Genomic DNA, 21,165 nt, shown 5'->3' on the forward strand with positions numbered 1-21,165 from the left:
GCGGTTTGAGCGTTTGACGGTTTGCCGTTGATAGAGTTTTTTTGCCCCATGGCTTTGAGCACATCATGGAACTTTCGTCGGGAATGAGCCCAGCAACCCGCATGAATGATGGCTTGTTCCAAATCCAGAAAGTCGTAACCGGCATAACCATCGGTCTGTACCACGCCCCGATATCCCTGGAGCAAATCTCTGGCGATCCCGGCCGACCGGGTTTCACTATAATGAAAGAATACCACCGGACAAGCGCGCGTACCACCCCGCATCACCCAGATATAAGATTTTGTGGAAGGGGCGCGTCCGGCTTCTTTCAAGACCTGGAGTGTGGTTTCGTCCATTTGAATCAAAGGCCCTAAGAGCGTACTGTTTTTCAGCAAAGCCAGCAGAGGTTCACAGACTTTGGCCGTATGGATCGCCCATTGACTCATCGAAGTTCTGGACAATTCCACGCTCAGACGGGCAAACTGCTTTTCCTGACGATAAAAGGGCAACGCGTCCACAAATTTGGACGTCAGAATATGCGCCAGCAGTCCGGAACTGACCCGGCTTTTGGGCAGGATTTGTGGAAGAACCGGAGCCATGGACACCGTCGGACCGGGATCGTCCACCCCTTCACAAGTTTTACAGGCATACTTGGGACGAATATGCACCAGCACCTGAAGTTTGGCGGTAGGGAGACCGGCGGGTCGCCCCTACAACCTTTTGTCTTCGCAACCAGAAGATGTGTTTGCCCCCTACTACGACCTGTGAATATGATAAAACAGGTGGACATTTATTCCATGACTTGTCACAACTAATCATGTCTTGATTCCATCTGTTTGAACAGGATGCGGATGTCTTTATTCAAGCCATCTTATCGGATTATAACTCATAACAAGGGGGAGGTTATGCCAGCCATTAAATCATTCATTCAGCTCATTTCAATCATCATGCTTCTGTGGAGCACCACTGCCTGTGATTTTGAGCAGAAAACAGTAAAGGTTGACCCCCCCCAAACGCCGGACGCAATCCAGACCGACAGTATGAACAAAACGGTCGAACCATCCGGACCCGTCGAACTTTCTGATAAATACAGTGGTAAATACAGCATTGCCTTCCACTTCCAGGGCCGGGTCACAGCCATTGTGGATCTGATCATTGAACTGGGCGCGTTTGAAGGAATCATTCAGGATACCCAGGGGCAGGTTGTCAAAGCCAGGGGATTTGTTCTGGATGATGGGAAAATGCAATTTTCAGAACTCAAACTGCTCAATGACACCAATGCGCCTGTCACAGGCGAAGGACAAATTGCTGAAAACGGATCGGTAACCGGTAGCTTTACCATCAACGGTTATAACGGAACTTTCGATGGCTTCCGCTACTCTGACCAGAAAACCTCGGTGTATAACGGACGCTATCAGGTCGAATTCAAGAAAGCCGGGGATATTGTCGCAACCGGAACCATTGACATCACCGATGAGGGAATTGCCGGAACCTTGAAGGACAAAGATCAATACACAGTCCGTATTGTCGGGCGTGTGAATGAAAATGGAAAAATCGTGTTGAACACCGCATCTTTCAGCAGTGGCATATTGATGACCATCACTGGAAATGTCCAAAATGGAAATATTGAAGGGACCCTTTACACTCAGGAAGGTTCTGTTGGTGAACTCAAAGGCGCATCTGTTCAAGCCTCCGAAACAGGAACCGCTGATTATCTTTCCACAACGACCAGCACATTGATCCAGTCTTCCACAGCCAGCGATTCTTCGACAAAACTTTTGGCGCTGCCAAGAGATTTTCTGCTTCAGACTCCTCCAGATCTCCCTGTGTCGATTGATGGTTTAGGCAGTGCACCGGATGGTTCAGGGGTTGATTTCAAGTGGGCGATTATTGAAAAACCTGAGCAAAGTGATCCGGTGTTGACTGGCACCAAAACATCCCAACCTTCATTTTTCTCAAACAAGCCCGGTGTTTATAAAGTAGAAATGACTGTCAGCAATTCACAGGACACCGGTAAAGCCATCATCACCATCATTGTGCTGGAAAAAGAAACCGGCACAAACAAAACTTCCACGACAGGTCCCAACTCACAAAAATCAGCCATTGTGCTGGATGCGAACTCTTATGCGGTTGGAGATTTTGCGGTAACCTGGACTCCTTCGCTGAACGTAGCGTTTGTGATTCGGCATCAGCAGGCTCCAGAAAAAATTCTGTTCAGCGCAGACCCCCTGAAATTTCTGGCCATTGGGAAATCATCGTTGAACGCCCACGAAAAACGGGGATCATTCACCATTGATGAAAACATTCAGATGACCTGTAAATCGCCAGCCATCGAAAAAATTGTGAGCGAAGGTGCCGATCTGGTGGTGTCAGGCCGTTTCAGGGATGATGTCGAGGCCTGTCATCAAACATTCAAGGTCCGATTCAAACAGATTCAACCGGGGCATCTTCAGTTTGCGGTCACTCCTGAAAACAAGGATTTCAATTACATCGAACTGAATTATGATTCCAATCCCGCAGAAAAATTCTATGGATTTGGCGAGCAGTTCACTTATCTCAATCTCAAGGGCCAAAATGTTCCAATCCTGTCGCAGGAAGGCGGAGTGGGTCGAGGACGCACGGAAATCAGCAATCTGATCAACATAGCGTCGCCAGGTGCTGGTGGCAATACGTTCACCACCTACTATGGCGTGCCTCAATACATCACCAGTCAGAACAGGTCTGTGTTGCTCGAAAATACAGAATATGTGGTGTTTAATCTGGAAAATCCGGCGCAGGTCAGGATCCGATTATTTGCGAATCAAATGACCGGACAGGTGTTATACGGTGACAGTATGCTGAAACTGATTGAACGGACCACCGAATACACCGGGCGTTTTCCCGTACCCCCTGAATGGGTGAACAACGGCGCCATTGTCGGCATCCAGGGGGGAACTGATTTTGCCCGTAAAGTTCTGAATGATCTGAAACAGAATGACACGCCTGTCGCCGGATTCTGGGTTCAGGACTGGGTTGGAAAACGAAAAACCATTGCCGGTTCTCAGCTCTGGTGGAACTGGGAAGTGAGTGAATCCCGTTATCCGGGATGGAAACAACTGGTGGATGATCTGAACCGGGAAAACATTCAGGTGTTGGGATACATCAACACGTTTCTGGTCGATGCCACTACCCGTGAAGGCGGTGTGAAACGGAATCTGTATCAGGAAGCAAAAGACAACGATTATCTGGTGCATAATGAGTCAGGCGATGTGCTGGCTGTCACCAATACCGATTTTGACGCGGCGATGGTCGATCTGACGAATCCAGAAGCCAGACAATGGCTGAAAGAGGTGATCAAAACAGAAATGCTGGATAAGGGATTGCGCGGCTGGATGGCAGATTTTTCAGAAGCTCTGCCGTTTGAGGCAGAATTGCATTCCGGTGAATCAGCCGCGAGTTATCACAACAGATACCCCATGGAATTCGCCCAACTCAACCGTGAAGCCATCCGTGAAGCCGGACTGGAAAATCAGGTGCTGTATTTCAATCGTTCAGGATATACCCGCAGTCCGCAATTCGGATCCATGTTCTGGGAAGGCGATCAGATGGTCACCTGGGATGGGCAGGATGGCTTGATCAGTTCAGTGAAAGGACTTCTCAGTGGCGGTTTTTCCGGACTCACACTCAATCATAGCGATATCGGGGGTTACACCTCACTGGCCGCCCAGGCACCGATCATCGGCTGGCAGGGATTCCGACGGGAAAAAGACCTCTTGCTGAGATGGATTGAAACCAACGCGTTCACTTCTGTGTTCCGTACCCATGAAGGCAATCAGCCTGAAGCCAACGCCCAGTTTTACAGCGACAAAGACAGCTATCAGCATTTCAGCAGATTTGCCAAAGTGTATAAAGCCCTCGGATTTTATCGCAAACAACTGTTTGAGGAAGCCGCCGCCAAAGGTTATCCGGTGGTTCGGCATCCGCTTTTGCATTATCCTGATGATCCTGTGTTTGCTGATATGAAAGACGCGACCATCCAGTTCATGCTGGGAAGCGAACTGATGATTGCGCCTGTGGTTCAGAAATACACCAGCACCCGCGATGTGTATCTGCCCAAAGGCCTGTGGGTGAATTTGTGGGATCAGCAAACCTATGGCAATCCTTATGAAGGAATCTGGTTGAGAAACGTGCCTGCGCCCTTGGGCAAACCCCCGGTGTTTTATCCGGCGGAGTCCACCATTGGTCCTCAAATAGTCGCGGCGTTGCGTGCAGAAAAGATTCTTGGGCCAGACACCCCGGTTGAACTGAGCGAAGTGGATGAACGTGGATTCCGCATCAATGGACAGTATAAAATTTTGCGTGGTGGAACCCTGCAATGGTTCAGAATCCCTGAAGAAGCCTGGGAAGACCGTATCAAACGCTTCAAAGCCATGGGCATGAACACGATTGATATGTATGTGTCATGGAACTTTTCCGAACCACAGGAAGGCGTATTCAATTTTGACAATCCCGGCATCACCCGTTTTCTGGAGCTGGTCAAAAAACATGGATTGTATGTTTATTTCAGGCCGGGGCCGTATATCACCAATGAAATTGATGGCGGCGGTGTTCCAGCGTGGTTGTTGACCAAAACCACCAAAAAAGACATCCGTGAAGACGGCAAACCCAATTTACGGACTCAGGATCCGGATTATCTGGACTATGTTGAAAAATACTATGACCGCTTGAACAGCGTCATCAAACCTTATCTCATCAGCAATGGTGGACCCATCATTCTGTATGCCATTGAAAACGAATACAACTGGTTCAAGATATTCAGCGAAGTGGATAAGGCGTTTATGTATGAGGGTGGACCCGAACGGGGACTGTTCCAGAACATTGATGTCACCGCTTATTTCAGTTCCCTGCGGGATATGCTCAGGGCTGACGGCATTGATGTGCCGATCACCACCTGTCCGGGAGACGGGAAACTTTCCAACATGGGCGACACTCCCGATGTGGTTCCCATGCCCAATGTGTATGACGGACTGGGTGGAGAGTTGCCTGAGGCCATCGGCTACAATTTGCTGACAGACATGCATGATACGTCCAAACACAACGGGGTGTATCTCAACATGCCAACAGGAACCACTGAAACCGACAGAGATCCTGTCAAACTCAAACGTCTGCTGGTCGGCGGACTGGATGGGATTTTTGCCTTCAATGTGATGGGATACCTGACCCCCGGATATCAAAACGCAACGGTGCTGAGCAGTAAATCCGCCGATGCGATCTTCAGCGTCAATCAGCAGAATGTCTCCAATCTGTTTGTGGAACCCAAGGTGGGTTATTTCCACAATGTGGTTGATTTTTTCGGCATGGTGAGTCCTTCCGGATTGCATCGGGATTCCTTTTATGCCATGCGGCGTGACAATATGTTTTTTGATACGGTGGAAGCGATCTGGGCCAAAAGCATCATTCCGAATCGCAGTGGACAGGTGAAAAACGCTGATTCCAGGTTGAGCCTCAGCAATACCGAACTGGGAGCACGTGAAAATCAGGACCGGATCCATTACTGGATTGAACCTGAACCGGGAATCCAGTTCATCAGTCTGATCAATCAATCGGGAAATCCACAGGTGATCAACAAAAACGGCATCACGCTGAACGGTTACCAGTTTCCACGATTCACCGATCTGACAATTCCCCTCCAGCGCTATGATTCTGACGGGCAGTTTTCACAGGCCTCCACCGACAACATTGTGGTGCTGGTCAATGGGTACCCTGTGCCTGAGATCGGGCAGATTGATTACACAACCAGCGACATGCTGACATTGCGCCCCTTCAATGACGGCACCCTGCTTGTCCTTTATGGTGAAAATGGACTGACCGGTGAGTTGTCCCTGAATGAATTGAATTCTGTCTGGGACGTCAAATACCGTGATTCCGGCATCACCCTGAATGAAAACACAGCAGATCGTATTACCTTGAGTTATGCCTACACGCCCAATCAGTTTCTGGTGTTGCAGGACGCCTCAGGCAAAAAACTCAAAATCATGATCACCACCAAGGATGAAGCCGGAAGAGTCTGGTTTGAGAAATGGAACAATCAGGACATGATGCTGACCGGTGTGGATTATGTGGATCCAAACAGCATACAATCCAGTTCAGACCAGTGGAACGTGATCATCGACCATGACACCAAAAACCGTCCATTCATGGTGATGGCGTCCGGACCACTGGTGTTGCGTGAAGGAATCAACACCCTTCAGCCGTATAATCCTGAAACAAACACAGTTGTTTATCAAAAACCGGTCAAGGTTGAACTTCCGCAACTTCCACAGACCCTGACCTCTGGAAAATCAACATCAGATCTGGATGAAAGCCTGCCGGATTATGATGATTCAAGCTGGACTCACTGGGAAGGAGAACCAAAATTTCTGGAGGAAAACGGTATTCTCAGAGGACATGCCTGGTATCGTGTAGAAGTTGATCTGGATCATATTCCCGGCAAAACATTTTTAAAGCCTCTGGGTAATAGTGGGTTGTTCATCCGTCATGCCAGCGATATCGTTGGGATTTATGTCAATGGGCATTATGTCAGCACCATGGTTCCACTTGGCACAGAACTGCACAGTACCAGTGCCAATGGTTCCTACAAATTTCCTGAAATCGCGCCCTGGCTGAAAATTGGAAACAATGTTCTGGCATTCCGTACAGAAATCTGGGGTCATGGCAGTTTCATGTGGCCGAGAGGAACCCTGTCGGCAACGCAGTTGCGTATGCCTGCATTGGGATTTGACAGCATGAAAGGACTTTCGGGTACTGCAGAAATTGGCAGGGTTGGTGATATGATTCCGGGAATCTATTTAAGAAACTGGTCTGTCCGTGGAGACCTTGGCGGCGAGCAGAAAGGCTTCAATCAGCCCGGGTTGGATGATTCCCGCTGGGCAGGAACAAGCATTCCGCTGAAACTCAACAAGGGGGATGTGCGCTGGTACAGAACCCGGTTTGACAATGCCGGTTTTCCTGATCCATCCCGGATCCATGCGCCTGTGGCACTGGAACTCAAAGGCCATAACGCCAAAGCTACCATTTTTCTGAATGGACTTTTGATTGGACGGTGGCTCAGTGATGACCAGTGGCTGAGCAGAGGTTTTTATGGAAAAGGAATACGGGATATGTGGATGAACACCGAACCGGATCATTTTCCTGTTCCGATTGAATCCATCAAACCTGAAGGCAATGTGCTGAGCGTGGTGTTTGAAGACACTTCCCACTCATCTGATGCGGAAGGCGGAAAGATAGATTCGATCAAATGGGTTTATGCCCGCGAGAATAAAATAACACAGAATGATGGAAGTTCCGTCAAGGTCACGGCAGAAAAAGGTCGTCAGTCCCTGACTTTTATCCAGAATGCCCGTTGAGAGAGCAGGAAAAAGCCACAAAAGCAGGGCGATCCTGTGTGTTCACCCCTACAACTTGGGGCCGAAAATATGACCAACCCCTAAAAATTCCAGATATATAGTATTCCAGAAAACTAATTTGGTCGGAGGGAGGGCAAGATGCCCTCCAAATGCGGGCGGGACGCCCGCGCTCCCAGGAAATAATTATCTGGAACACTATAGCTCACATTACATGTACAAATTGTGCAATCAATGGGTTTCTGTTGAGGGACAGGGGCAGGAGATCATTCTTTCAGGGCGACCGCCGGTGTTGAACCATTCTTAGCCCGCCGTCGTGGCGTTTTTCTAGGAGTTTGTCTGACTTAAAAACTCGAGTTGTGCAGGTACTTTTTGTAAGCGTTTAGCCGTCAGCTATCAGTTTTCAGGAATTCTCAAGGCCTGGAGGCCAAACGATATTTTCTAATATTGAGTCATAATGCTTCTGAGGCGCATAAACACTGAAAGCTGAATACTGAACGCTTACGAACAGTAAGCGGAAGGAATCAGGGCACGCTCGGAAAAATTCTGCAAGACAGCCATTCATGCTGAATGAGGTGGGGCAGAATTTCTTCCACAGGAAAGCCAATCACATTGTTATAGGAACCGTCAATGCGTTCTACCAGAAAACCGCCTAAGCCCTGAAGTGAATAAGCACCCGCCTTGTCCATCGGATCTCCGGTTCTGACATAGCTTTCAATGCAGGAATCATCCAGGGTGCGGAATTTTACCATGGTCTGAACAAGACCTTCCACACACTTTCCTGTTTTAGCGTCAAGGATCGCATAAGCTGAATAAACCACATGGATTTCACCGCTCAAACGATGTAGCATCTGGATCGCCTGCGCTCTGGATTCTGGTTTTCCAATGATGTCATGGTTATGATAAACGGTGGTATCACCGGCAAGAATAATGGCTTCGGGAAAATGCTGAGACGCATCGGTTGCTTTGTCTTTAGCCAGTCGTGTTACATAATTTTCTACGGATTCTCCAGGCAGAGGTGTTTCATCCACCAGAGGTTTCCAGCATTCAAATTGCAACCCGTAGCGTTCCAGAAATTCTTTTCTACGGGGTGAGGTCGAAGCTAGACAAAGAAGACGATGTTGGTGGAACATGATACGTTTCAGATCAGTTGTTGAAGGCGGCCTGTAACCGGTCTTTAAAAGGACTGGCAGGTGTGGAGGCTGTCTGGTGGTAGCGATGATTGATATAAAACTCAAATATTTTACGCGCAATCGGCCCGGCGCCACTTGAACCGGCACCACCATGTTCGACCAGCACGGTCACTCCAATTTGTGGATCTTCTACCGGACCAAAAGCAATGAACCACGCATGATTCTGGTATATTTCTTCAATTTCTTCACTTTCTTCCAGTTTTTTACTCATATTGGTATGCCCGATCACCTGGACCGTCGCTGTTTTTCCCGCAATTTTGAAATTGGAGAAGCGGGCAACACGGGCGGTACCACCGACTTCATTCACGGCGGCTTCCATCCCCTCGCGAATCAACGCCAGATAGTTCGGATTGAACTCCAGTGATTGCGGTTGCGGACCATTTTCCTGATCAAGAATCAACTTGGGTGGAATCCAGATGCCATTGTTGGCAATGATATTGACCACATTCATCATCTGCAACGGAGTTACCAGCAAATATCCCTGGCCAATGCCAATCGGCGGCGTCTCTCCCGCATACCAACGTTCGCCATGCATCCGGAGTTTCCATTCTTCATTGGGGATAATTCCTTCTTTTTCGTGTGGCAGTCGGAGTCCGATAGTGTTTCCCAATTTGAATTTCCGGGCATAATCATGCAATTTTTCAATCCCTAATTCTTGCGCTACATGATAAAAATATACGTTGCAGGAACCTTTGATCGCATCCTTGAGGTTGACGGTGCCATGTCCGCCGAGTTTCCATCGCCAGCATTTGAAGGGAGTCTGACGGCCTTTGATGTAGTAAAAACCATTACAGGTGTAAGTGCTGTGTTCATTGATCACTTTCTGATCCAGTCCGGCATAGGCGGTAATCACCTTGAATGCTGAACCCGGAGGATATTGTCCCTGGATGACTTTGTTTTCCAGTGGATTATCCGGATTGTTGATCATTCTGTTCCAGTTTCTGCGTGAAATTCCAGCCGCGAATAAATTGGGATTGAATCCGGGAAAACTGCCCATTGCAAGCAGTTCACCGGATTTCAGGTCCATCACAATGACAGCGCCACTTTTGCCTTTCATGGTGTCATCCACAAGCTGTTGCATTTCAATGTCAATGGACAAATAAGCATCTTCACCGGGAATTGGATTGACTGGACGGTTCAGAATCTTCAGTTCACGGCCGACATGGTCCACCTCAATCTGCTTTCCGCCATCGGTACCGATCAAGGTGTCATTTTTAACCAGTTCCACCCCGGATTTTCCGACAAACATTCCTGAGGTTCTTTTATTGGCAGGCATCTTTTCTTCCTGTTTTTCATCCCGAATTCCCACATAGCCCAAAATATGAGAGGCGATTTTATTGTTGGGATAATAGCGACGCGATTGAACCACCACACTGACACCGGGAAAATCCTCCTGATAGGTTTCTACCAGGACAGCTCGTTTATGATCGAGATCTTCATCGAGAATGATGGGTTTAAAACGCGCCTGATTTTGTTTTTCTTCTACTTTTTTCCGGAGAGACGCATAAGGAATTTTCAGGGATTCCGACAGATTTCTCAAGGTGAGTTCCAGATCTGGTGTATCTTCACGAATCAACTGAAGCTGATATGCCGGACGATTATAGGCCAGCGCTACGCCGTTGCGGTCATACAGCACACCACGAGGAGCGGCCTGCGGGATCAATCGAATTCTGTTACCCTTGGCAAATTCTGCATAACGACTGCCATTGAGTACCTGAAGAAACCATAGTCTGGAGGCCAGCAATGAAAATAACAGGGCAATGATGATTCCAATGACAATGGCCCGATTACGGAATAGTTGAATTTCTTCAGCTTGTAACGGATCGATGTTCATAGAGCGTTACGGGAATTGAGATGAAAAATCTGTTCACCTTTGATCAGCGCGAGAAAAATAACCGGTGACACCAGGGTGTGTAGCCCCGATACTGGTAAAACGGTGCCCAGAAACAGGAAACTCCATGATTGCTCTTCATTGAAGATTCCCAACAGAAAGAGGCTCACCGCACCTTCAAAAGCTGACAGTACAAAGACAAAAAGCATGGTTGAAAAAATATTTTTTTCATAAAAAGCGTTACTCACAAATCTGGTCAGAATCAATGTTATAAAAAAAGAAGTTCCATAGATTCCCTGCATGCCATGTGAAAACGAATCCAGCGTAATTCCCATGAAGATGCCCAGAAAAGCCAAAAACAAAGCCGGATGCTGCAACGTCATGACAAGCATGACGGTCAACAGGATATTGGGTTTCAAGCCAAAAACCGAGACATACTCACTAAGGATCACATTGAACCAGAGACCAAGTATTCCACAGATAAACCAGAATAAATATATCATTGACGGGACAGCAAGGAGGCGGTGTGTGTATTTTTCAGTATCACAAAAACTTCTTCAATCTTGTCAAAATCCACGACAGGGGTGATACGCGCAACCTGAAACAATTCATGTTCTTCATGTTCCACCTGGTTCACAATCCCCACCAGGAGTCCTTTGGGAAACAGACCGCTCAAGCCATTGGTGATCACACGGTCGCCCACCTGAACATCAGCGCGCAGGTCAATTCGCCTCAATTCAAGGCCCTCATTGATCCCATACACGATGCCTTTTGCTCTTGACCGCTGTACAATTGCCGGGAAACGGTTTCGCTGGTCGAGAATGAGTTGCACAGAAGCCTGATACGGCGAAACAGACTGAATCCGTCCCACAACACCTTCTTTCAGAATCACAGGGAAATTGCGCTGAATACCATGTTCTGAGCCACGATTGATGAGGAGTACCTGATGGAAATTATCCACAGATTCCCCAATGACTTCCGCAAACACCTTTTTTTCCGGATTCTCTTCCGCAAATTCGAGTTGAACTTTCAATCTGTTATAATGAATGGATTCTTCCAGATAATGGTTCAGTTCTTCTTTCAGGTGCTGGACTTCATTCTTGAGTTGTTCATTTTCCTTGTGAAGATTCACCAGATTGACATAGGACTGAATCACACCATTCACACTATTCACACTGTTATGAAACAGCATTTGAACCGGATAAGCCAGGAGATGTGAGACTGTTTGAAGTTTAGGATTTTCAGAATATTGCCCGCTTTGAAATAAAAAACCGAGCAGAGTGATCAATGTGGCCAGAATGGCAAGGAATAGCCTGTATTTTTTTATAAGGTCCAGCATGGTGCGTTTGACCAGAATCAGAAATTAAACCATCCGGGTTTAGAAACAGTCGTTTTGAGGCTATGGATGCAGGATCACGTCCAGCATGACACAGGTTCCTGCAAGGTTGTCATTCCGTGTTTGACACAGAAGCCTGAAGGTTCCGCAAAACCAGGTATTTCTAACCGGGTCGGTTTGTAAGGTTTATGAAAAATCTCCGGGGAGTTCCCGTAAAATAACAATAGACTCAGCGATATAATCCGCGTTTTCAATTTCTCTGACCGCATTTTGCAATAGCTCTTCTTTGCAGGGTTCCAGTGAAATTGTAAAGATGACAGTGTGTTTACCTTCCCTGTTCACCTGATGATATTTAGGCAGTTGTTCCAGCGCGTAAATATTAATTCCATAGCGTGACAGAACCGTGCCAATATGCCCCACAATACCCGGTCGGTCATAGACATCCAGTCGCAAGGTATGTTTGAATTCATATTCCGGAAATGGCAAAAATTTTAGTGAACTCGACGGATAGGGAATTTCAGCGATATGGGGATAACGGATGATTTTGTAGATATCGGCCAGAATCGCTGTCGCTGTCGGCAGTTTTCCAGCACCTTGTCCGGTCACCGCGATTTCTTTGGCGTTCTTTTCTTTGAGCACAATGATATTGGTTGCTCCCGATGTTTGGGCCAACGCATGATTTTTGGGAACCAGCAACGGCAACACAAAAGCCTGTAGATTGCCGGCCTCCTGTTTCATACAGGCAATGAGTTTGATTTGCCGGTCCATGCGGGCCGCATAATCAAAATCTTCTGCGTCCAGAAAGTCAATTCCTTCCACATGAATGTCATCTACATTCAGCCATATGCCTGTGATGAGCCATGTCAGGATGACCAGCTTGTAACGTGCGTCATAGCCTTTGATGTCATTGGTCGGATCTGGTTCGGCATAGCCTTTATGCTGGGCATCCGAGAGTGCCTGGGAAAAACCCACACCTTTGGAGGACATTTTACTCAGAATATAGTTGGTGGTGCCATTCACAATCCCCAATACTTCCTGAATGTCCCTGACATAAAAATAATCCTGTAACAACCGCAACACCGGAATCGCTCCACCAACACTGGCTTCAAACAGCAGGTATCGTTGTTGTTTACCGGCAAGTTCCAGCAGTTCTTTTCCATGTGACGCGATCAGATCCTTGTTTGCCGTGACCACATGTTTACCATTTTCCAGCGCACGGGTGATCAGTTCACGGGCGAATGTTTTGCCGCCAATGGTTTCCACCAGAATATCGATCGATGGATCCGAAAGGACTTTGTCCGCATCGGTGGTAAACAATGACGGATATTGTTCATGCAACACCTTGCAGTTGGGGGAATCGGGATATTTTTCCAGGATTGCCGCCAGTTGAAATGGCGCACCCTGTTCAATTTGTTTCAGTAAAACTTCAGCAACGCCGCTTCCGATTGTTCCAAGTCCGGCAATGGCGACACGAAAAATACGATTTGTCATGGGGTTCCTGTTAATTAGTCAATCAGTGTTATGGCTTCTATTTCAATGTCAACGCCTTTGGGTAAAGCACTGACTTCCACACAACTTCGGGCAGGTTTGGCCTCATTGAAATATTCGGCATAGATTTGATTGAACATTTCAAATTGACGCAAATCCTTCATGAAAACTGTAACTTTGAGCACTTTTCCCATGGTAGAATTTCCGGCCGTCACGACAGCCTTCAGGTTTTCCAGCACCTGACGGCATTGCGCGTCAAACGATTCCAGCACGAGTTTCCCTGTTGCCGGATCAATTGCGATCTGACCTGATACGAATAACAGGTTACCCGTCCGGATCGCCTGGGAATAGGGACCTACCGGAGTGGGTGCGGTTGAGGTAAAAACCGGGGTTCTTTCTGACATAAATTTCCTTAAATCTGTTTGCTCATTGAGTTGTTTCGTTCATCAATTGGAAGCGACGGAGCCCCGCAACCAGTAATGTAATTAATCTACAGCGACTAGTTAACGTGAGTTCAGGATAAGAATTATCCTGGAATAGACATCCCCCTAACCCCCTTCCAAGGGGGAATTATGAAGCAATCCACCGAGAGAATCCCCCTTTGAGGGGGCTTGGGGGGTGTCAATGCGGATTGAATCCGCTTTAGTTTCTTATCCCGAACTCACGTTAATTAGGGAATTGTTCGCGAATTTTGTCGATGGTTCCATTTTCGACCAGTTCGAGAAAAGCCTCTACAACCGCAGGATCTAAATGAGAACCCGCGCTTCTGCGAAGTTCCTCGATCACCTTGCTTTCATCCCAGGCTTCTTTGTAGACCCGGCGAGAACACAGCGCGTCATACACATCGGCCACAGTGACAATCCGGGCGGCCATAGGGATATCTTCCCCTTTTAATTTTTTGGGGTAGCCCGTGCCATCATAGCGTTCATGGTGAAAATTCGCGATTTGGCGTGCCGCGAAAAAGAAGGGCCGATCCCCGAGAATTTTAGCACCTTCAGTGGTATGCGTTCTCATGACAACCCATTCTTCGTCAGTCAATTTGCCGGGTTTATTGAGGATGTTGTCGGGAATCGCAATTTTGCCGACATCGTGCATCATACTGGAATAGCCAACTTCTTCCGCGGCAGCGGCATCATAGCCCAGTTTTGTCGCAAGCGCTTCCGAGTAAAACCTGACACGGCGTACATGGTTGGCCGTATCTTTATCCTTGGCATCACTGGCAAGAGCCAGCATGAAGATCGTATCCACGTTGGCATCCCGGATTTCACGGGTACGCTGGCGAACTTTTTCTTCCAGAACTTCATTGAGTTGGTGGAGTTCATGGTTGAGTTTTTCCTGATTTTCCATCAGCCGGCGTGTTCTCAGGTGCGAACTCACCCGGGCATTGAATTCCTCATGAGAAAACGGTTTGATGATGTAGTCATTGACACCGATCTGTAGCAGATTCTTGATCTGTTCTGTTTCACTCACGGTGGTGGACATGATGATTGGAATCTGATCAAACCGGGAATCACCTCTGACTTTGGTCACGAATTCAATCCCATTCATGTTGGGCATGTTGATGTCACTGACAATCAGATCAAGCGTTTTATATTCATTCTGGAGTGTGTTCCATGCAATCTGGCCATCTTCACAGGGAATCAATTCACATTGAATCTGTGGCAGTAAAAATTTGTAGATTGCCATGATGGACCGTGTGTCTTCCGCAACCAGAACCCGCTGAATGTCAACAGTTTCATCAGACTGAAACTGCTGTGGACGTGACGGTTGAAGGATGGACGTGACACGCTCCCGGAGATATTCAGGCGAAAAGGGCTTGACGACATATTCAATGGCCCCGGCTTCAAAAGCTCTGGTTTTTGTGGCGTCATCATCCACGGAGGTGATCATCATGATGGGAATCAGACTGGTATTGGGAAGTTTTTTGATGAGTGAACAGGTTGTGATTCCATTGATCCCGGGCATCTGAATATCCAGCGTGATGAGATCCGGAAGCAGGTGTGAGGCTTTTTCCACACACTCTTCCCCATTGCTTGCCAGAATGATTTCGACCTCCAGAGGTGACAAAAATTCGGCAAGCAGGCTTCTCATGGAAGGACTGTCATCAGTAATGAGTACTTTAACGGTCATGGAATCCTTTGGTATCCTGTTTCACATGGTAAGCATTTTTTTTCTGAGAAACTGGTACCATTGCGGGCGTGAAAAGAGTGTCCGGTCAATGGCATAAAACTGAGCGATTTTCAGTGCGTAAATATCCTTGAGCACCTGTGGTGATTTGATGTTTCCTTCCGCCAGCAGACACTGTTTGGTGCGCCCTGATAACCATTCCAGAAAACTTTGATCCGTTTCCAGAAATTTGTTCATCACATGGATGGTTACCGGATGAAAAATATCCACGCCGCTATTGGCCAGGATCGTGATCATTTCTTCCAGGTCTTCCAGTGTGTAGTTGTCTTCCAGTTTGTCATGCACGGTGAAATAATAACTGATCGGCATTTTTTTGGAAACACGCTGTTTGATCGACTGGATGATATCCGTAGTCAATTTCAGCCGCGTGGGCATGGACTGGATGCCATAGTCATCATCGCGGTTGTTGAAGCGGGTTAACATGCATTGATCCAGTAACCAGTTCTGGGACGCGTTGATTTCAATAAAATCAAAACCGACTTCTTCAGCACGTTCTGCGGCATGGGTAAAAAACAAGCGGATTTCCTCACAGTCCCCCTCGTCAAACTCACGACTGGTATCATAATCTTTGCCAAAGCTGATCACGGAAGGTCCAACAGGTTGTTCTCCACAGATCTCCTCTGATGTTTTCGCACCACTGTGCACCAGACGAATACCGGCAACACAGCCTTCTTTTTTCAGGCCTTTGATCAGTTTTTCCAGTCCGTCCAGATGTTCTTCATCTGAAATACCGAGTTGGGTGACATGCGCCCTGCCCTGCCGGGCAACATAGGCCGATTCCACAATGATCATGCCCACTCCCTGCCGGGCAAGACTGAGGTAATGCCGGATCAGTTCCGCATTGATGGTTCCGTCCGTGTTTGCCTGATTCGAAAGCATCGGTGACGCAAGGATACGGTTTTTAAATTCCATTCCCAATAAATTGAACGATGTAAACATACTTTATAATCCCTTGTTAATATTCAGCAGACTATGCTCCACGACTGGCTTTTTCTTCCAATCCGGAACGTCCAAACCGTTTTTCAAACTCTTGTGCGATATCTTCCAGCGAAAGACCCAGTTGAACCATCAGCACCATGCTGTGAAACCATAAATCGGTCACTTCATGGATGCAATCTTTCGTCGTTCCATTTTTTGCGGCAATGATCACTTCGGCGGATTCTTCCCCCACTTTTTTTAAAATGGAATCCAAACCTTTATCCATCAATCGTGCCACATACGAATTTTGAGTGTCCCCTTGCTGTTTTCTTTCCAGAATTATCTGAAATATTTTTTCGAATGTACCGGAGGGTGTCATTGGATCTTTCATTGAAACAAATCAGTCCTGTTGAGAGTTGACTTGAAATTTTCATTTGTCTATTGAAGATACGCTCTTCAACAAGGCTTTGAGCCTTGCCTGTCCCTTTTATAAAGAATTAGGGATAACTACTTTTGTCTGAAAACACAACATGGTTTCTCACACTGAATTGATATTCAATGCGGCGGAATCATCACTCTTCAACACAGCACCGAAGGATCATTATGAATCTGTCAAATTTGCGCGATCACCTCCCTGAAATCACTTCGAAAACAAGAGAAATCCTGAATTCACTGCCAGAACTCACGACTCAGGCAAAAAATATTGTGGACCACTTGCCCGAGATTTCTGATAAAGCACAGGGCGTCGCACGCAGGTTTTCGTTTATTAAATCCGGATTAAAATTTTTAGGAAAAAGCGATAAAACAGAAATCCTGTCGATCGGAACTTTTCTGGAACGGAATGCCGCGGAATATCCACACCGAACCGCTCTCCTGTTTGAAGAACAACGTTATACCCATTATGAATTCAACGCCGCGATCAACCGCTATGCCCATTATTTCATTTCGAAAGGTTTGAAAAAAGGCGATGCTGTTACCGTGTTTATGGAAAACCGCCCTGAAATTCTGATTTGTACCGGCGCTCTGGCTAAAATCGGAGCCATCACCGCCCTGATCAATACCACCCAACGAAGCAATGCGCTGATTCACAGTTTTACCCTGAGCAATCCGAAATTGTTTGTGATCGGTGAAGAACTGGTGGAAGCGTTTCAGGAAGTCAAGACTGAGCTGAAGCCGGGCGAGGGTACCTTGTTTTTTGTCAAGGACAAGGGCGACCATGCCGCACCCGAAGGGTTCATTGATCTGGCAGACGTGACCAGAGAAATGGCATCTCACAATCCAGGAACCACTAAAACCGTACAGTTGGGAGATCCCTGCTATTACATTTACACTTCAGGCACCACTGGACTTCCCAAAGCCTCCATCATGACCCATTACCGCTGGGTCAAGGCCGCTGGAGCCTTCGGCATGGCGGCTCTGGCCATGAAACCGGAAGACACCATTTATGTATCCCTGCCGTTTTATCACAACAACGCGCTGACCGTCGCTTGGTCTTCTGCTGCCTCAGGAGGCTCCGCCATTGCGATCCGGAGAAAATTCAGTGCCAGTAATTTCTGGGATGATACCCGAAAATTCAACGCAACCGCATTTTGTTATATCGGCGAACTTTGCCGGTATCTCATGAATCAGCCTGTCAAACCTGATGATGCCAATAACCCGGTCTACAAAATCATTGGTAACGGTCTTCGACCAGACATCTGGAAAGGCTTCAAACAACGTTTCGGAATCACCGAAGTTTATGAATTTTATGCCGCAAGTGAAGCCAACATCGCCTTTGTCAATCTGCTGAACCTGGACGAAACCATTGGTTTGTGTCCTGCTCCCTATGCCATTGTGAAATATGACATTGACCGTGATGAACCCGTCAAGGACGAAGATGGTTATCTGATCAAGGTCAAACGTGGTGAAATTGGTTTGTTGCTGGGGGAAGTCAGCGCAAAATATGGATTTGATGGCTACACCAACAAGGAAGCCAGTGAGAAAAAACTGATGCGCAATGTCTTCAAAGCCGGTGATGTATGGTTCAACTCAGGCGATTTGCTCAAGGATCAGGGCTTTCGACATGCCCAGTTCGCCGATCGTTTGGGCGACACTTTTCGCTGGCAGGGTGAAAACGTCTCAACCACTGAGGTGTCCGAAGTCATCACTGTATCCAATCAGGTTGCGGAAGCCACCGTTTATGGAGTGGAAATCCCCGGAACCGATGGCCGGGCCGGCATGGCGTCACTGGTGCTCAGTGTCCCTGTCAAAGATCTGGATCTGGATGAGTTGTTGAAGCTGATGACACAGAATCTTTCGGCCTATGCGATTCCACGATTTATCAGGGTTCAAGAAGAGTTGGCCATCACTGGAACTTTCAAACATCAGAAAGGACAGTTGAAAAAAGAAGGTTATGATCTCAGCCTGATCAAGGATCCTATTTTTGTTCTGTTGCCCAAAACAGACAAATATGTAAGGCTGACCCGAAAAATTTATAATGAAATTCAGGAGAAAGAATACCGTTTTTAATCACGGATCTTTCACTGACAACAATCCTGGTTCCCTGCATCAGGCGGGGAACCTTGCCTTTATCACACCGTGAATGCCTGTAATCCCAAATAACGTTACGATTCCTGCCAACCTGGAGAATCATGAAAAAACTTCTTTCCATACTGGTTCTGTTTTGTTGGAGCAGTGTACTTTGGGCACAGACGTCACCGCTCACAGACGATGAACAAAACCTCCTCAAAAAACAAAATATCGAACTTGCCAAATATCCCATCAATGCGGAAAATTTTGAAGGAACCTTACCCGATGGAACGTTGGTTCACTTGTCCGATTACAAAGATAAAATCGTGTTTTTAAATTTTTGGGCCACGTGGTGCGGACCCTGTCTGAAAGAACTTCCCGACATGGAAAAGCTGAATCAGGAATTCAAAGACAAGGGGGTGGTGATTCTGGCCGTTGGCATGGGGGAATCCACCGAAAAAATTCAAAATTTTTTACAGAAAAAACCGTTCTCCATGAAATTTATCGCTGACCCGGAAATGCAAATCACACAATTGTACGGTGTGCAAAATATCCCTGTCACGTATTTGATTCATCCCGGCGGAGAAGTTTTTGCCAGAGCAGTCGGCCCCAGAGACTGGTTCAGTTCAGAGATCCGAACATTTTTTTCCAACCGTAGCAAACTCCTCAATTCACACTAAGGAACGTTCAAAAAATAACATAGGAAACTTTCTGGTTATGCACGTCCCGTTCGTAACCGTTCCATGACCCACCTCCGGTGGTTGCGAAGCAGAGCTTCGCCTGGTGGATAACGTGCCCCACGGGTCGTAGGGCACGAGCAAACTTTTACAACTTATTCTTTTGCCGTTCCCAAATGGATTGCCTGATTAACTTTTCGTTAAATTGAATTGCGTCTATCCAGCAGGTTTGCTTTGCTGGCAACGGTTTTCTTTTTGGTGAGATATTTTCTGAAACACACTCAAGGAACCTGTGATTCTATGCCTGAAAACATGACATTTGTGATTGATACCAATGTGTTGCTCTATGATCCTGACGCACTCAACGCCTACCCCGAAGAGGAAATTGTCCTGCCCATTGTTGTCATTGAGGAAATTGATAAATTCAAGGGAGTGCTGAGTGAAACCGGCAGGAACGCACGAAAAGTGTCTCAACTTCTGGATCAATATCGACAATTGGGAAACTTGTCAGAAGGCATCACCTTGCCCAACAATGGTCGCCTCAAAGTCATGTTCACCGCCAGAATGAAAACTGAAGAATTCCGTGATCTGGATCTCAATCGCGCATCCAATCAGGTGCTGGCCGCGGCTTATCAACTCCATTCCCAGGGAAAACCACTGGTGCTGATCACCCAGGATGTCAATCTGAGAGTCAGGGCCAACGCACTGGGGATCCGGGTGGCGCCCTATGAGGAACACCCGGTTGAGTCCATTTTTTACAAAGGCATCATCCGTCATGAAGTCTGTCACAGCGAACTGGAATCCTATAGAAAGGGCCGAATCTTTGAACATGAAGCCGGTTTTCATCCCAATGAAGGGGTCTTGCTGGTGAATGAAAATGATGCTGAGGATTTTGAACTTTGGCGGTTTGACGCAGAACAAGGCTTGACAGCCGTTTCACAGAACGATGTTGTCTGGGGCACTTCTCCCAGAAACCCGGAACAATGTCTGGCGCTGGATCTTCTGTTGAATCCCGAGATACCGGTTGTGACTATGGTGGGAAAGGCTGGAACCGGAAAAACACTGTTGGCCCTGGCGGCTGGTCTGCAAATGACACTGATGGAAAATCTCTACAATAAATTGCTGGTGTCCCGTCCGATTTTTCCCATGGGCCGCGATCTGGGATATTTACCCGGTGAAATTCAGGACAAACTGGCTCCCTGGATGCAACCAATTTTTGACAATCTGGAACTTCTGATCGGCTCACCTTCCAAGGAGCACAAACCCCGCACCAAAGGCTATCAGGAATTGCTGGATCAATCGGTGCTTGTGATCGAGCCGCTGACCTATATTCGGGGAAGAAGCATTCCGCACCAGTATATGATTGTGGACGAGGCTCAAAACCTGACCCCGCATGAAATTAAAACAATCATCACCCGGGCTGGTGAAGGCACCAAGATTATTTTGACCGGAGATCCACATCAAATTGACAATCCTTATGTGAATGTGGCCTCAAACGGATTGAGCTATGTGGTGGAACGCTTTAAATCTCACAAACTCGCGGGCCATGTCACCCTGCTCAATGGTGAGCGTTCCTCTCTGGCGGAACTGGCCGCGAATATCCTTTAGTGTCTGACACTCTGACGAAAGGCTTGATTTTATACCTGATACAGGTGAATTTTTATTT

Annotated in this window: 14 protein-coding genes; 4 read left to right on the forward strand and 10 right to left on the reverse strand. The window is 47.2% G+C overall.

Annotated elements, in window-relative coordinates:
- On the reverse strand, window positions 1-647 hold a 647-nt coding region (locus tag HQM11_19530; protein MBF0353227.1), incomplete at its 3' end, for an IS66 family transposase.
- Between the two features lie 237 nt (window positions 648-884).
- On the opposite strand from HQM11_19530, the gene HQM11_19535 reads away from it, so the two are divergent.
- Window positions 885-7,364 (forward strand): alpha-glucosidase, encoded by a 6,480-nt coding sequence (locus tag HQM11_19535; protein MBF0353228.1) that lies wholly within the window; start codon window positions 885-887, stop codon window positions 7,362-7,364.
- 521 nt (window positions 7,365-7,885) lie between these two features.
- On the opposite strand, the gene maf is transcribed toward HQM11_19535, so the two are convergent.
- The 9 genes from maf to HQM11_19580 all read right to left on the reverse strand — a co-directional run bounded on the left by maf (window position 7,886) and on the right by HQM11_19580 (window position 16,693).
- A complete protein-coding gene (maf, locus tag HQM11_19540; GenBank protein MBF0353229.1) occupies window positions 7,886-8,494 on the reverse strand; it encodes a septum formation protein Maf in 609 nt (202 codons plus the stop codon).
- A 13-nt stretch (window positions 8,495-8,507) separates the two neighbouring features.
- Window positions 8,508-10,388, reverse strand: coding sequence for a penicillin-binding protein 2 (mrdA, locus tag HQM11_19545; protein MBF0353230.1), 1,881 nt, complete (start codon window positions 10,386-10,388; stop codon window positions 8,508-8,510).
- Window positions 10,385-10,888 (reverse strand): rod shape-determining protein MreD, encoded by a 504-nt coding sequence (gene mreD / locus HQM11_19550; GenBank protein MBF0353231.1) that lies wholly within the window; start codon window positions 10,886-10,888, stop codon window positions 10,385-10,387. The genes mrdA and mreD overlap by 4 nt, the downstream gene beginning before the upstream one ends.
- Window positions 10,885-11,724, reverse strand: a complete 840-nt coding sequence (mreC, locus tag HQM11_19555; GenBank protein ID MBF0353232.1) for a rod shape-determining protein MreC — start codon at window positions 11,722-11,724, stop codon at window positions 10,885-10,887. The genes mreD and mreC overlap by 4 nt, the downstream gene beginning before the upstream one ends.
- A gap of 183 nt (window positions 11,725-11,907) precedes the next feature.
- Entirely contained in the window at window positions 11,908-13,212 is a 1,305-nt protein-coding gene (locus HQM11_19560; protein MBF0353233.1) for a homoserine dehydrogenase, read from the reverse strand.
- Window positions 13,213-13,226: 14 nt separating this feature from the next.
- Complete coding sequence (locus HQM11_19565; protein ID MBF0353234.1) at window positions 13,227-13,613, reverse strand: RidA family protein; 387 nt, start codon at window positions 13,611-13,613, stop codon at window positions 13,227-13,229.
- A gap of 262 nt (window positions 13,614-13,875) precedes the next feature.
- Window positions 13,876-15,339: a response regulator gene (locus HQM11_19570; protein ID MBF0353235.1), complete on the reverse strand. Its 1,464-nt coding sequence runs from the start codon at window positions 15,337-15,339 to the stop codon at window positions 13,876-13,878.
- 21 nt (window positions 15,340-15,360) lie between these two features.
- The gene (locus HQM11_19575) at window positions 15,361-16,335 is read right to left on the reverse strand and encodes an NADH:flavin oxidoreductase (protein ID MBF0353236.1); all 975 of its coding nucleotides are present in this window, start codon (window positions 16,333-16,335) and stop codon (window positions 15,361-15,363) included.
- Between the two features lie 31 nt (window positions 16,336-16,366).
- Entirely contained in the window at window positions 16,367-16,693 is a 327-nt protein-coding gene (locus HQM11_19580) for a phosphoribosyl-ATP diphosphatase (GenBank protein MBF0353237.1), read from the reverse strand.
- Between the two features lie 224 nt (window positions 16,694-16,917).
- Here HQM11_19580 and HQM11_19585 point away from each other — a divergent pair, with 224 nt between their 5' ends.
- The 3 genes from HQM11_19585 (at window position 16,918) to HQM11_19595 (ending at window position 21,107) form a co-directional block, all read left to right on the forward strand.
- Window positions 16,918-18,822 (forward strand): long-chain-acyl-CoA synthetase, encoded by a 1,905-nt coding sequence (locus HQM11_19585; protein ID MBF0353238.1) that lies wholly within the window; start codon window positions 16,918-16,920, stop codon window positions 18,820-18,822.
- A 122-nt stretch (window positions 18,823-18,944) separates the two neighbouring features.
- The gene (locus HQM11_19590; GenBank protein ID MBF0353239.1) at window positions 18,945-19,502 is read left to right on the forward strand and encodes a TlpA family protein disulfide reductase; all 558 of its coding nucleotides are present in this window, start codon (window positions 18,945-18,947) and stop codon (window positions 19,500-19,502) included.
- Window positions 19,503-19,799: 297 nt separating this feature from the next.
- Window positions 19,800-21,107, forward strand: a complete 1,308-nt coding sequence (locus HQM11_19595) for a PhoH family protein (protein ID MBF0353240.1) — start codon at window positions 19,800-19,802, stop codon at window positions 21,105-21,107.
- Window positions 21,108-21,165: the final 58 nt, after the last annotated feature.

It is taken from the genome of SAR324 cluster bacterium (assembly GCA_015232315.1).
In the GTDB taxonomy this organism is placed as follows: Bacteria; SAR324; SAR324; order SAR324; family NAC60-12; genus JADFZZ01.

Excerpts from the sequence above, each read along its gene's own strand:
- HQM11_19565 (MBF0353234.1), bottom strand. The coding sequence starts at position 13,613 with ATGTCAGAAAGAACCCCGGTTTTTACCTCAACCGCACCCACTCCGGTA.
- maf (MBF0353229.1), bottom strand. The coding sequence starts at position 8,494 with ATGTTCCACCAACATCGTCTTCTTTGTCTAGCTTCGACCTCACCCCGT.
- HQM11_19535 (MBF0353228.1), top strand. The coding sequence starts at position 885 with ATGCCAGCCATTAAATCATTCATTCAGCTCATTTCAATCATCATGCTT.
- HQM11_19570 (MBF0353235.1), bottom strand. The coding sequence starts at position 15,339 with ATGACCGTTAAAGTACTCATTACTGATGACAGTCCTTCCATGAGAAGC.
- HQM11_19575 (MBF0353236.1), bottom strand. The coding sequence starts at position 16,335 with ATGTTTACATCGTTCAATTTATTGGGAATGGAATTTAAAAACCGTATC.
- HQM11_19590 (MBF0353239.1), top strand. The coding sequence starts at position 18,945 with ATGAAAAAACTTCTTTCCATACTGGTTCTGTTTTGTTGGAGCAGTGTA.
- HQM11_19560 (MBF0353233.1), bottom strand. The coding sequence starts at position 13,212 with ATGACAAATCGTATTTTTCGTGTCGCCATTGCCGGACTTGGAACAATC.
- HQM11_19595 (MBF0353240.1), top strand. The coding sequence starts at position 19,800 with ATGCCTGAAAACATGACATTTGTGATTGATACCAATGTGTTGCTCTAT.
- mrdA (MBF0353230.1), bottom strand. The coding sequence starts at position 10,388 with ATGAACATCGATCCGTTACAAGCTGAAGAAATTCAACTATTCCGTAAT.
- HQM11_19585 (MBF0353238.1), top strand. The coding sequence starts at position 16,918 with ATGAATCTGTCAAATTTGCGCGATCACCTCCCTGAAATCACTTCGAAA.
- mreD (MBF0353231.1), bottom strand. The coding sequence starts at position 10,888 with ATGATATATTTATTCTGGTTTATCTGTGGAATACTTGGTCTCTGGTTC.
- mreC (MBF0353232.1), bottom strand. The coding sequence starts at position 11,724 with ATGCTGGACCTTATAAAAAAATACAGGCTATTCCTTGCCATTCTGGCC.
- HQM11_19580 (MBF0353237.1), bottom strand. The coding sequence starts at position 16,693 with ATGACACCCTCCGGTACATTCGAAAAAATATTTCAGATAATTCTGGAA.